We start from the raw sequence: 13,377 nt of genomic DNA on the forward strand, positions 1-13,377 counted from the left end.
ATTAGTATCTTTGGTGTTCGAAACCATACAAACTATGAACACTCCTATTGAAGGATTTTCCAAGCTTACAAAAGATGAAAAAATAGCATGGTTAGCTAAAAGCTATACAACCAATTCAGCCGAAACAATTTCTATATTAAAAAGATATTGGAACTCTGATAAAATGCTACAGAAACTTCATGATGAATTCATAGAAAACACCATTACCAACTATTACCTACCTTTTGGTATTGCTCCTAATTTTCTAATTAACGATAAACTGTATGCCATTCCTATGGCTATTGAAGAAAGCTCCGTAGTTGCTGCAGCAAGTAAAGCTGCTAAATTTTGGCTAAAGCGTGGTGGTTTTAAAACAACGGTTATCAATACAGAAAAAGTAGGACAGGTTCATTTTATGTATACTGGCGAATTTGAGAAACTAGAATCTTTCTTTAATTCTATAACTACTAAGTTAATAGCAGACGCTAAAGACATTACCAAAAACATGGAGAAACGAGGAGGTGGTGTTTCAAAAATAGTATTGCGAAACAAAACAGCCGAACTAAAAAATTATTACCAACTCCATTGCACCTTTGAAACATTAGATGCTATGGGAGCAAATTTTATTAACTCCTGTTTAGAGCAATTTGCTCAAACCCTAAAAAGAGAATTTACAGCATCTCCTAAATTTAAAACACATGACGAGCAGTTAGAAATTGTTATGAGTATTTTAAGTAATTATGTTCCTAACTGTTTGGTTAGAGCAGAAGTAAGTTGCCCTATTGATCAGTTAAGTGAAGACAAGAGTGTATCTACTTTAGAATTTGCAGAAAAAATTATCAGAGCCATACAAATTGCTAAAATTGAACCTTATCGCGCAGTAACGCACAACAAAGGAATCATGAATGGCATTGATGCTGTTGTTTTAGCTACAGGAAACGACTTTAGAGCTATTGAGGCAGGAATACATGCCTATGCAGCAAGAGACGGAAAATACAGCAGCTTAACTAATGCTAGCATAGATGATGGTATTTTTAAATTTTGGATTGAAATTCCACTTGCTTTAGGTACTGTGGGCGGACTTACAGGGCTGCACCCTCTTGTTAAATTGGCGTTAGAAATTCTTCAAAACCCTTCTGCTAAAGACTTGATGCAAATTGTTGCCGTAGCTGGCTTAGCGCAAAATTTTGCCGCAGTACGCTCTTTGGTTACCACCGGCATTCAACAAGGACATATGAAAATGCACTTGATGAATATATTAAATCAATTAGGCGCTTCTGAACTTGATAAAAAGACTTTGGTTGATCATTTCAAACACAATACAGTTACCCATAGTGCCGTAATTTCAGCATATAATTCCTTGCAAGAAAAAAGATGATTAAAAACTTTTACAGTAACGGTAAACTATTAATCACAGGAGAATATGGCGTTTTAGATGGTGCTATAAGCTTGGCGCTACCTACTAAATTAGGACAATCATTAAGTATAACGCCCAATACTACAAACACACTTCATTGGCAAAGTATTGATTATTTAAAAACTATATGGTTTGAAGTAACATTTGAGATAAACACACTCGCCATTACAGCTACTACGGACCAACAAACCGCAGAGGTGCTACAAACCATGCTATTGGAAGCAAAAAAATTAAATCCACTATTCTTAGTAGATCAAGCAGGCTATAGGGCACAAACCACATTAGACTTTCCAAGAGATTGGGGCTTAGGTTCTTCTTCTACATTATTAAATAACCTAGCAGAATGGGCGTCAATAAACCCTTATGTTTTATTATGGAATTCATTTACCGGAAGTGGTTATGATATTGCATGCGCAAAGCACAACACGCCAATTTTATATCAGCTAATACATAAAAAGCCTATAGTAACGGAGGTTGCTTTTTGTCCTGAATTTAGTGACGCCATATATTTTGTACATCTAAATAAAAAACAAAATAGCAGAGAAGGTATTGCTAACTATCGAAAAGCAAATTTTGATAGGCCTCAATTTATTTCTGAAATAAATACACTAACCAATGCCATTACTCATTGTAATGATCTGGAAATATTCAAAAACTTAATTTCCAAACATGAAACTATTATCAGCAAAGCCTTAAGTCTAAAGTCCGTTAAATCTCTTTTATTTCCTGATTACGAAGGAGCTATCAAGAGTCTAGGTGCTTGGGGCGGCGATTTTATTTTAGCTGTTGGAGATAACAATACCCCTTCTTACTTTAAAGATAAAGGCTATAAAACTACAATTTCCTATAAGGATATGATATTGTAAATGATAACGCATAAAAAAAGGCTTCCAATTGGAAGCCTTTTTTTATGCGTTATTTACTATTGTTTTATTAATAAAACATTGATCTATTATCTTCTATCTCAGATGCAGCCTTTAATGCTTGATATACAGAAGAATTAACTCTTGTAGCATTAGAAGCTTTTAACGTATTTGCAAACGTACTATAGTTATCTAATTTAGTTGCAGCTGTCTTCTTGGTAACTGTTACCATATACACACCACTTTCTCCTTCGATTAAACCAGACGTTTTACCTTCCGCTAAAACATACGCAGTACCTGCAACAGCGGGCTCTCTACCTGCTCCTGCAATTGTAGGAGATTTAACAGATATTGCTGAAGCTGTAGCTGCAGAAACATTATTATCTTTTGCAAAGGCATCAAAAGATTTGCCTTTGTTTTTATCCATGATCATAGCTGCTTTTTTCTGCTTACGCAATACAGGCAATACTACTGCAGAAGCATCTTCTGAAGTCATTAATCCTTTTGCATATTTAGCAGTTAACCTAACCACTGCATACCCATCATTTAAATCAAAACGTTTTACATCTCCAATTTCAGAATCAGCATTAAATGCCCATTGAACAATTGGACGTTGTGCACCTAATCCTGGTAAATTTTCATCCATAGGATTTAATTTATTTACAGGTCTAACAACGTAGTTGTCTTTCTTTGCTATTTCTTCAAACTTAGATTTATTTTCTACTGTAGACATTTCAAATTTAGTAGCATCTTGGAAAAGTAAATCTATTGTCTCTTCAGAAGGCTCTATTTCACGCACTAAGTTTGCTACCTGATAAAGGTCTTGCTTTTCTTCTACCTTAACAATATGGAATCCAAAATCTGTTTCTACTAAACCAATTGAACCAGCACCATTATTAAAAACAAAATCATTAAATGGCTTAACCATAGCTCCTTTTTGAAAGAAACCTAAATCTCCTCCTCTAGGACCAGAAGGACCATCTGAATTTTCTTTTGCTAAATCTGCAAAAACAGCTCCTGACTTCTTAGCTTCTGCTAAAACCTCTTTTGCTTTACTTTCTGCTTCTTCTTTTGTTCTTGTAACTTCTTCACCTGCATTACTTGCTCCCGAAAATGCAATAAGAATATGACTAGCTTTTACATTTCCGCCAGCACGTTTACCTGTTAACTTAGAAACTTTAAATGTATTCCCATCACGGTAAGGGCCGTAGATAGTTCCTATAGATAATTTTACTAAAGTATCTGCTACATTTGCTGGAAGACTTGATTTTGGCTTATAAATTGTATCAAATTTAGTATCTGAATTAATATCTAAGAAAGCAATATTATCGGTTGTATTTCTAAAACCTCTTACCGTTTCTGTAGTATCTTTTTCTTTACTAAAAACTTGATTATCATTTAACAAAGCATTGATTTTCTCTTTAACTTCGTTTTCATCCTTTAAAGAAACTTTTTCTTCAAAGTAAACAAATTGAATATCTCTACTATTGTCTTGCTTAAAATCTTCTTTATGAGCTTTTACATAAGCTTCAATCTCACTTTTACTAACAGCAACTGTACTATCTAAAATAGATGTATAAGGTACTCTCACATAACTAATATCTAACTTATCATTAGCTAATTTATAATCTAACTCTCCTTCTTTTAAAGTAGTCCCTACTCCCGCTCTTATTAGATTAAAATAAATCTGCTCTTTTGCTGCGCGAATAATATTTTTTTCTTCTTGTAACCATTGTTGGTAACCAGCAGGATTATTCTTTTTTAAATCAGCTATAAAGTTGATGAACTTACTTTCGTCAAATACACCATTTTCATTTAAGAACTGTGGTAATTGAGAATACGTTGGGTTCGTTCTCAAGAAATTTACAATTTGATCTTGTTCTACAACAATACCTAATTTCTCAAATTGTTGATCTAAAACAGCGTTTCTTACATTTTGCTCATAAACGTTATTTACAATTTGCATTGAAGAAGCACTTGCTCCATAACTTTTAGAAGCAACTTCTACTTGTTCTCTAAACCCATCAATTGAAACTTCTTCGCCATTAACATCGGCTACTGAAGAACCTACCTTAGCACCGGAAAAAGCGTTTGTACTGAATATCCCAGAAACTACAAATGCAAATAATGCCAAACCAATGATTAAAATCAAGATGGTAGTTTTTCTTCTAATTTTATCTAAAATTGCCATATATACTATACTAATTTATATCAGGCGACGAAAATACCATTTTTCTTTCAAATACTAAAGACAAAAAAATATTAATATAGCAGCCCTTAACCTTAGTGTTATCAAGCGATTAGAATGACACACTTTTTAAAGTTGAAAATTGATTTAAAAATGTAAAAATTAGTCTTTCTCAATAATTTCTAGAGAAACCAAATCTATCTTGGTACTTGACACCTCTAACACGGTAAACAAGAAGTTATTAATTTTAATTTGCGAATCTTTATCTGGAATTTCTCCTGTCTCATTTACAATCAAACCACCAAGAGTACCGTATTCATCGCTCTCAGGAAGCTCTAGTCTATAGTTTTCATTTATATAATCGACATCTAAGCGCGCAGAAAATTTATAAAAAGTATCGGATACTTGCTCTTCAAAAAGGTCTGTTGAATCGTGTTCATCTTCAATTTCCCCGAATAATTCTTCTACAATATCTTCTACCGTCATTATACCAGAAGTACCACCATATTCATCTAAAACCACAGCAATACTCTTTCGCTTTTTGATTAGATTATTTAGAATATCACTAATTAACATGGTCTCTGGAACAAATTCTACAGGCATTAAAATGCTTTTTATCGTCTTTGGCTTACTAAAAAGCTCATAAGAATGCACATAACCAATAATATTATCTACTGTATCCTTATAAATTAAAATTTTAGAATACCCTGTATCTGAAAACCGTTTTGTTAAATTTTTAGGAGATTCATGGATTTCTACCGCTTCTATTTCCGTTCTCGGAACCATAACATCTCTAGCTTTTACCGCAGCGAATTCTAAAGCCTTTTGAAAAATTTGAATCTCAGAATCTACTTCGTCCTCTCTTTCAACAGCCTCCATTTGCTCCGTGATATAATCGCCTAATTCTATCTTACTAAACGCAAGCTGCACTTCATCTCCATCAGTTTTAAAAAAGACTTTTAGTATAATATCAGAAATTTTAATAATAAACTCTGATATCATTGAGAACAAGAGATAAAACAAATAAGCTGGTACAGCCAATGCTTTAAGAAGTGTATTTGAATATATCTGAAAAAGCACTTTTGGTAAAAATTCTGCTGTAAGCAATATCACTAAAGTAGATATTACGGTTTGCGTTAATAAACTAAAGTCTTGAAATAAGGTTCTAAGAATAACATTTTCAAAATTGCCAAAACTCTGAAACCACAGCATCAACAAATCGCCCATATAAAAACCGTAAACAACAAGTGCTATGTTGTTACCAATTAACATGGTTGCAATAAATTTAGAGGGCTTTTTGGTTAATCTAGTAAGCACCTGAGCTAAAAAACCTTCTTGTTTTTTTTCTATTTCAATATGAATTTTATTTGCTGAAATAAAAGCAATCTCCATACCTGAGAAAAAGGCAGAAAGTATTAAACAAAAAATTATAATAACAATTGAAGTTCCCAAAATTATTGCTTTTGGTTTTGTTTATGTTTTTCAAATTTCAAACGGTAACTTCTTCTAAAGAAAAACATCCCAATAGAAATAATAGAAAAAAAGATAAAAAGATAAGCGAATTCACGGTTTTCATTCCAATCTGTATAAATACGATATATAGAAAAAAATGCTACTACCAAATATAAGTACTCCGTAAACTTAAAAATCTTAACCATCTATTTCTTTGTCTTTAATTATCTTGTACCCGTCTCCTGTTTTGTGTGCATTCAAAATAGTGAAATCTCTATTGAAATCCATTCCCATTCCATGAATTAGCGTACCGTCTTTTTCATCAGAAAATTTAAATTTTTCCTGTGTAAAGATCCACTCATTATGTTGGTCGTAATACAACTGTGTTGTTTCTAAACGTTTGCCATCTTGCATTTCTATCACCACATTACCTTGTAAATCAATAACGCTAGTTCCTGAATAAATTATAGCATAATCTGACAAAATTACACTTTTATTACCGTCTTTGTCGAAAAATTCTACACGTATTCCTTTAGGAAAAGTACGGTGTGGAAATGAAAGATTTTCAAAGTCTTCACTAATTTCTCCCGTTAATACTGCTATTTTATGACTAGAAGATACCTCTTCACTAGACAAGACTTCTTTTGCCTCTGTATATACTAGTTTATAATTTTCAGCTACACCCTGTGGGTATAAATTCTTTTTAGCTTCTTCCCCGACTCTTTCATAATCATCTGAACAAGCAAAAAAAAGCATTGCCATGGTGTAAACCACAGCAATGCTTTTAAATGTAAATACTTTATTTTTTATCATCTTATAGATTAGGCACTTTTACGCTACCACCTACCCAACAGCTAAAGGTAACAGTTTTACCTGCCATTCCTGAACTAAATATCATTTCTTTTGATGGAGCTCTAGACATGTAACTAGTTACCGCTTGGCTAGATCTACCACTTAAAGAAGGATCTACTCTTCCTGCTTGTCTTGCTACTTCTGCAGCTTTCCAATATATTGCTCTTTTATCAAAAGCTGTAGCTCCACAATCGTTAGCACTGTTAGCATATAATGTTGCTATCAATAAATATGCTTTTCCATTAGACGAATTAGCATCAATTGCTTTTTGAGCATAACTTCTAGCATTAGATCTACTGCTTCTAGAATAACTAGTTGCGATTTTATATAATAAATCTGATTTCTTGTACTTATCTGTTTCTAAATCTACAGCTTTATTAAAGTAAGAAACTGCAGAGCTCGTTTTATTAGCCTTCATTTCTAAATACCCTAAGTATACATATAAATCTGCCGTAGGCTCCATAGCCAACTGTGCATCTAATAATTTCTTAAACATAGGATCATCAGTACATTCTTTATTGAACATTCTGTTTACTGCTCTTTTTACCCAAGTGATATCACTTTTCTTCTCCTCAAAATTCTTTTGGTAAAGAGGAATTAAGTTAGAACAATCTGCTAAAGCACCTAATTTAGAATCAATACTGCCTTCTATCTTACCGTAGTTTTCTGAGTTTTGAGTATTTGCTGCTAAAATTCTCTTCTCTTTAGAAGTAATGGTTCCTGCATCTTCTTTAGGCAATAATTGCTCAATACGGTCTGTTAACTTCTTATTCTCTACGCTTATTTGCTCCATTACATTATCATACGCATCAAAAACCTGTTGCAAGTCTTTTGATCCTGCATTGTGTAATTCTACTAATTCCGTAAAATAGATATATAATGCTTTTGGATTGCTAAAGTTAGCTTTATCCTGAGTAAATCCTTTGTCTAATACATCATAGATTTCTTGTTCAGAACCCATTTTATTATCATACATAGCAATACCCTTATCTGCAGCAACACCTGCTACTGTAAAGTTAGAAGGGAAGTGAACCAAACTAGCATCATAAAGATCCATCAGATCTTTAAAGAAACCTTCTTTTTCTGTTCCTGTTGCTTTTTCAATTTTATAATTTAAAATTCTTTCCCCATAAGCAAAGTTTGCTTTGTGTAAACTCGGGCAGTTATCATAAACCATTTTCCATGGTGTGTATGCTGCTTCATAATTCTTAACTTTTACGTGCTCTGAGTATATAGACAGGTTTGTTGTACATTCCGGATTGTTCTGAGCCGTCATTGTTCCTACAAAGCCTAATACCGCTAAGGCTACGATGTAAAACTTCTTTTTCATATTCTAGTATTTAATGGTTAATTAATCTTTCTTTTTCTGAACCACTTATCATTTAATGATAGTCCAATGTTTACTTTAAAATAATTCTCTTTGATCAAACCAGCATCGATAGTTCCTCTTTTTCCGATTTCAAAACCGATATTAAGATTAGAGATATCTCTGCCCAGCGGTAATCCAGTTCCAAAAGTTATGCCAAAATCATTTATATCCTCATTATTTATTTCCATCCCTGTCTGAGAAATGCGCAAACCAGCTCTGTAAACAACTCTTTTTAAGTAGTTTGTGAACGAATTATATTCTGGAACAAAATAGCCTCCTATTGCAAAACCACTTGCATCATTATACACTAAATTGTTTACTTCAAAGAAATCATTTTTATATTTACTAAACTCTTGGAACGTATACTCGGCCCCTAAAAACCATTTTAAATCTTCCCCAACACCAACTCCTAAGGTAGTTTTAGTTGGTATTCTAACTGGAGCAAACTTTCTAGCTTGCGCATCTAAGTTTACATCAACTACTTCTATTTCTTGTCCAGTAACTCTAGAAAAAGAACCAATAGATTGAGAATTTTCAGCATTTAAATTTACCTGGGTATCTACCCCAATAGAGGTGTACAAGGTATATTTTTCTGAAATCTTAGGCGTATAATTAATAGAATAATTAAAATCAAAGCCACCCAATCGTGTTTCTCTTCTATCCAATGCACCATATTGAGCATCAGACGATGTTTGAACACGAGTTGAATTAATTGTTCCGAAATTATAATTAACAGTAGCACCGATAGAAACGTCTTCCAACATTTGATACCCTAAAGAGAAATATACCCTATTTAAGCCTCCATCACCTGCATACGTGTTTGTAATAGCCACGTCATCAATAGTCATTGAATCTTCTAAATCATACCCTACAGACGTATAAGGCATTAAACCAAAACCCATTCCAAAACCTTCGGCCAACGGAACACCAATAGCCAAATAATCTAAATTTGTAACTGAAGTGTTTTGACTAGCATCTGAAGTTTTTAAGCTTAGGCTATTGTAAGATATTCCAGCGGCGTAAGTTGTCAACATCAATTTGCTATACGCAGCAGGGTTTTTTAAATTAATATGGATACTATCACCAACCATACTAACACCCCCCATCATTTGATTATCTACCGTTCCGGAATTTCTTGTATCTCCTAAACCAAAATACGAATACGGAGAAACAGTTCCGTTTTGAGCGCTTAAACCTAGAGAGGTAAAAATCACTATTGCAACAAAGATTTTCTTAATCATTTACTTTTTATTGTATTCCAATAAACAATTTAACCCTTCAAGGAGAAATTTTGGATTGGCAAATATGGTATTTTTTGTTCGTTTTGACAAAAATAGCGCATCACCTCCTGTTAAAATAACTGTTAAATTATTAAATCGTTGATTATACTGTTCAATTATTCCGTTTAATTCAGCCGTAACACCATTTACAACTCCACTATGAATACTCGTATTTGTAGAGTTTCCAATAAAATCTATAATATCTTCTTTTTCTAATAGGGGTAGTTTTGCTGTTTGCTGGTGCAATGCTTTGTAGCGCATATGTATTCCTGGAGAAATTGCACCGCCAATATATTCCCCATAATCATTTACCATATCGTAAGTTATACATGTACCAGCATCAACCACCAATGTATTTCCACTTGGGTTATGATAAAATGCAGCTGTCGCCAAAGCTACGCGATCTACACCTAAAGTTTCAGGTGTTGCATAAGAATTTTTAAAAGGTGTTTTTGTTTGATTCGTCAACAGATGTACATCACAAAACAAAGAAACCACCGCCATATCTTTTTTATCAAGCATACCAACTGAAGAAATAATACCATCAGTAATGTCTGGATAGACATCAAAAACCTGTTTTATGTGCATTACAAATTCTGATAATGCGAATTGATCGTGATAAATTTCTATTTTTTCACGAAAAACAGAAATTTTTATAAGGCTGTTACCTGCGTCTATTATTAGGTTCATGACCCAAAGTTCCGAAATTATAAAAAAAGATTTTACATTTTTTTCATTTTTTATTTGGATATCGCAAAATAGAATATATATTTGCAGCCGCTTAACGGCATTGGTGCCTTAGCTCAGTTGGTAGAGCAATGGACTGAAAATCCATGTGTCCCTGGTTCGATTCCTGGAGGCACCACAACAAAAACCCGAACAGAAATGTTTGGGTTTTTTTGTTTAAAACACTAAAACAAAGACATATACCTAACAAAAGCATGAAGAAGTCTAAAAAAATTATTTTAGTTTTTACCTCTTTTTGCATCATTATAGGCTTTATTTATTTCAAATTTGATATTCCTGAAAGAACGCAAAAGCCAAAAACAGGACAAGAACTCTCCAAAATGTATTGTGCAAGTTGCCACTTGTACCCAGACCCAAATGTACTTCCTCAAGATATTTGGAAAAATACACTTTTACCAGAAATGAAAAACAGGATGGGATTAGGTAATCAGAAATCCCTAGTTTCAAAAAATGGCTACGATGAATACATCAACTTAGTTCAGAACGGAATCTATGCACTAAGCCCCATGATAACCAATGAAGAATGGTTGTTAATAGAAAAATTTTATATAGACAATTCTCCAATAGTTTCATCTCCTCAAATCACTAAATCCCAAAACAACCTACAAGCATCTTCCGTTGAAATAGTTAAAAATTTAGATCAAAAACAAGGGATAACCACTTATTTTGGAATTGAAAACAACTACCAATTAACATCTAATGTTTTTGGACAACTTAAGGTTACTAACCTCCAAAATAAAAAAAAACATACCGTACAATTACCAAGCCCTGTTGTAGAAATCAAGAACAATTTAGTACTCTGCATTGGCGGAAATATGAATCCCACTCAAAAAAAACTAGGGAGTCTTCATCTATTTGACTCCGGTTACAAAAATCAAGAACTACTCATTGATAAATTACATAGACCGGTAGGTTTTAAATACGTAGATTTAAATAATGACAAAATCAAAGATTTTTTAATTGCTGAATTTGGTAATCACACAGGTCAGATAACATTTATAGACGGAAAATCTAAAGAAAGAAAAATTATTGGAACAAATCCTGGGGCCAGAAATTTTGAGCTAAGAGACGTGAACAATGATGGCCAAATGGATTTTTATGCATTAACTACTCAAGCAAGAGAACGTGTGAGCTTATTTACAAATATAGGCGATGGTAATTTTAAAGAAACTATTATACTTGACTTCCCCCCATATTATGGCACTAGCTATTTTCAATTAGCAGATCTTAATGCTGACGGCAAGGAGGAAATTATTATGGTAAATGGTGATAATGCTGACTACAGTATCGTAAAGAAAAACTTTCACGGCATACGTATTTTTCAAAACCGAAATAAGTCATGGAAAGAAGTGTATTTTTTTCCTTCTTACGGAGCGACGAATCTTCTAAAAGTAGATTTAAACCATGATGGCTTGATGGACATGGTTTCTTCATCATTCTTTGTAGAACCAGAATTTAGCACCTCAGAACAAGTAATTTACTTTATCAACGAAGGTGATTTTAATTTTACAATTTTACACCCTAATCTTCCTGAAATAAGACCTATGACAATGCGCTTAGGTGATGCTAACAAAGATAACAACGCTGAAATCTATCTTGGTAATTTCGAATTTCAACCCAATTTAAACCCAAATTTTAATTTTATAGAATCTGTAATTATCACTCCTGATTTTTAAATACCCTTACTGCAAAGCACCAGTTACGAAAAACTGAACTCAACCATAAACACTATAGAAACTAGATAAACTTAAAACGCCCTTCTTTTCCTAAAAGCAATAGGCGTTGTATTCTCCTTTGCTCTAAAAGTTTTTGAAAACGACTGTACATTTTCAAAACCACACTGAAACGCTATTGGGTCAAACGTAAAACTTGGGGAGAAACTTTATCTTTGACAAAAAAGTGTTTAGATTTTGGATATAGAATTAGTGCGGTATTTGTTGCCGGAAGGCGTATTGGATTACTTTGAAATTGTAAGCCATCAATCATCAGAAGGTAAGGTTCATTTTTACTTAGAAGAAAAGAACGTGCTACCCAAAGAGCACCAAACAGAATTAGCCCATTCCAAAGGCTTCTTACCGGAGATAACAGTTGAGGACTTCCCTCTAAGAGGTAAATCGGTACTGCTCCATATAAAGCGTAGGCGCTGGACTCTTATGGATACGGGAAAAATTATAAAAAGAGATTGGGGTTTAATAGCTAAAGGCACTCGGATAACCAGCGAATTTGCCTCTTTTTTAAAAGGTATCGCTTGACAATCATGCCGTAAGCGCTAAACGGTTTGGCGACTATTATAAAATTAATGGCAAAGCCCTACAGTATCACTACAAAAACCATCTTAGCGACTTCAAGGATTGGCCCCAAAAGGAACATTCACAAAAGTGGTTGCTCTTTGGAAAAAATTTAGGTTACTATTTAAGTTTAGATGAAACCTCTTTGTCCAACGGTGAACTCTACACGATTCTAACCAATAAAGGCGCTAACGGAAAGAAAGGTAGCATAGTGGCCATTATCAAGGGAACCAAAGCGGATGACGTCATCAGTGTGCTTAATAAAATCCCTGTGGAAAGACGAAATATAGTCAAAGAAGTTACTGTCGATATGGCTGGAAATATGAATTTGATCGCTAAAAAATGTTTCCCCAGAACAGAGATCGTGACCGATAGATTCCATGTTCAAAAATTAGCCTCAGAAGCAGTCCAAGAAGAACGTATCCGATTAAGATGGGAAGTTATAGAAATAGAAAACAAAGCCATTGAAGAAGCTCGAAAAACAGAAAAAACACATAGACCAGAATTCTCGCTAACGGAGATACCCATAGACAGTTGCTGGCCAGAAGTCGATATGTATTATTTAAACCAAAGACCAAATGGACTGCAGGACAAATAGAAAGAGCGGAAATATTGTTTCGACTTTACCCAACTATTGAAAAAGCCTATAAGTTGGCCCAAGCATTAAGCTATATCTATGAAAATAATACGAATAAGGATGTAGCAAGACTAAAATTGGCACAGTGGTATAACGAAGTAGAAAACTCAAATTTTAAGTCGTTCAACACCATTGCAAGGTCTATACAAATGCATTACAAACCAATTTTGAACTATTTTAATAACAGGAGCACCAATGCTTCCGCGGAATCCTTTAATGCTAAAATTAAAGAGTTCAGGACGATGTTTAGAGGCGTAAGAGATGTTAAGTTTTTCTTGTTTAGACTAACAAAATTATATGCCTAA

General features: G+C 33.7%; 12 protein-coding genes, 1 tRNA gene and 1 pseudogene. 7 read left to right on the forward strand and 7 right to left on the reverse strand.

The genetic code is table 11. The features are described 5' to 3' along the window. The first annotated feature begins 34 nt into the window (after window positions 1-34). Both CELAL_RS04545 and CELAL_RS04550 read left to right on the forward strand, forming a co-directional pair. Window positions 35-1,357, forward strand: coding sequence for a hydroxymethylglutaryl-CoA reductase, degradative (locus CELAL_RS04545; protein WP_041557521.1), 1,323 nt, complete (start codon window positions 35-37; stop codon window positions 1,355-1,357). Continuing rightward, window positions 1,354-2,262, forward strand: coding sequence for a GYDIA family GHMP kinase (locus tag CELAL_RS04550; protein WP_013549735.1), 909 nt, complete (start codon window positions 1,354-1,356; stop codon window positions 2,260-2,262). Before CELAL_RS04545 ends, CELAL_RS04550 begins: the two co-directional genes overlap by 4 nt. A 67-nt stretch (window positions 2,263-2,329) precedes the next feature. Here CELAL_RS04550 and CELAL_RS04555 read toward each other — a convergent pair whose 3' ends face one another. The 6 genes from CELAL_RS04555 to CELAL_RS04585 form a co-directional block, all read right to left on the reverse strand. Further along, window positions 2,330-4,450, reverse strand: a complete 2,121-nt coding sequence (locus CELAL_RS04555) for a peptidylprolyl isomerase (protein WP_013549736.1) — start codon at window positions 4,448-4,450, stop codon at window positions 2,330-2,332. A 159-nt stretch (window positions 4,451-4,609) separates the two neighbouring features. Then, entirely contained in the window at window positions 4,610-5,899 is a 1,290-nt protein-coding gene (locus CELAL_RS04560; RefSeq protein WP_013549737.1) for a hemolysin family protein, read from the reverse strand. A gap of 198 nt (window positions 5,900-6,097) precedes the next feature. Beyond that, window positions 6,098-6,712, reverse strand: a complete 615-nt coding sequence (gene lptC / locus CELAL_RS04570) for an LPS export ABC transporter periplasmic protein LptC (protein WP_013549739.1) — start codon at window positions 6,710-6,712, stop codon at window positions 6,098-6,100. A gap of 1 nt (window position 6,713) precedes the next feature. Further along, window positions 6,714-8,081: a tetratricopeptide repeat protein gene (locus CELAL_RS04575; protein WP_013549740.1), complete on the reverse strand. Its 1,368-nt coding sequence runs from the start codon at window positions 8,079-8,081 to the stop codon at window positions 6,714-6,716. A 17-nt stretch (window positions 8,082-8,098) separates the two neighbouring features. Continuing rightward, window positions 8,099-9,361 carry a hypothetical protein gene (locus tag CELAL_RS04580; protein WP_013549741.1) on the reverse strand — a complete coding sequence of 421 codons (1,263 nt, stop codon included), beginning with the start codon at window positions 9,359-9,361 and terminating at the stop codon, window positions 8,099-8,101. Further along, complete coding sequence (locus tag CELAL_RS04585) at window positions 9,362-10,090, reverse strand: type III pantothenate kinase (RefSeq protein ID WP_013549742.1); 729 nt, start codon at window positions 10,088-10,090, stop codon at window positions 9,362-9,364. Between the two features lie 102 nt (window positions 10,091-10,192). Here CELAL_RS04585 and CELAL_RS04590 point away from each other — a divergent pair. Together CELAL_RS04590 and CELAL_RS21815 are read left to right on the forward strand one after the other, a co-directional pair. Continuing rightward, window positions 10,193-10,265, forward strand: a tRNA-Phe gene (locus CELAL_RS04590). 76 nt (window positions 10,266-10,341) lie between these two features. Further along, entirely contained in the window at window positions 10,342-11,823 is a 1,482-nt protein-coding gene (locus CELAL_RS21815) for an FG-GAP repeat domain-containing protein (protein WP_013549743.1), read from the forward strand. A 71-nt stretch (window positions 11,824-11,894) separates the two neighbouring features. On the opposite strand, the pseudogene CELAL_RS21820 reads toward CELAL_RS21815, so the two are convergent. Then, a pseudogene (locus tag CELAL_RS21820) lies at window positions 11,895-12,011 on the reverse strand (AraC family transcriptional regulator); the annotation flags it as partial. Between the two features lie 46 nt (window positions 12,012-12,057). Here CELAL_RS21820 and CELAL_RS04600 point away from each other — a divergent pair. Genes CELAL_RS04600 through CELAL_RS22940 form a run of 3 tightly spaced genes read left to right on the forward strand, consistent with a single transcriptional unit; the run spans window position 12,058 to window position 13,377 of the window. Then, entirely contained in the window at window positions 12,058-12,399 is a 342-nt protein-coding gene (locus tag CELAL_RS04600) for an ISAon1 family transposase N-terminal region protein (protein ID WP_013548878.1), read from the forward strand. Between the two features lie 43 nt (window positions 12,400-12,442). Beyond that, window positions 12,443-13,033: an ISAon1 family transposase gene (locus CELAL_RS22935; protein ID WP_456151076.1), complete on the forward strand. Its 591-nt coding sequence runs from the start codon at window positions 12,443-12,445 to the stop codon at window positions 13,031-13,033. After that, on the forward strand, window positions 12,970-13,377 hold the full coding sequence (locus CELAL_RS22940; protein WP_456151075.1) for an ISL3 family transposase: 408 nt from the start codon (window positions 12,970-12,972) through the stop codon (window positions 13,375-13,377). The genes CELAL_RS22935 and CELAL_RS22940 overlap by 64 nt, the downstream gene beginning before the upstream one ends.

Source organism: Cellulophaga algicola DSM 14237, from assembly GCF_000186265.1.
Lineage (GTDB): Bacteria > Bacteroidota > Bacteroidia > Flavobacteriales > Flavobacteriaceae > Cellulophaga > Cellulophaga algicola.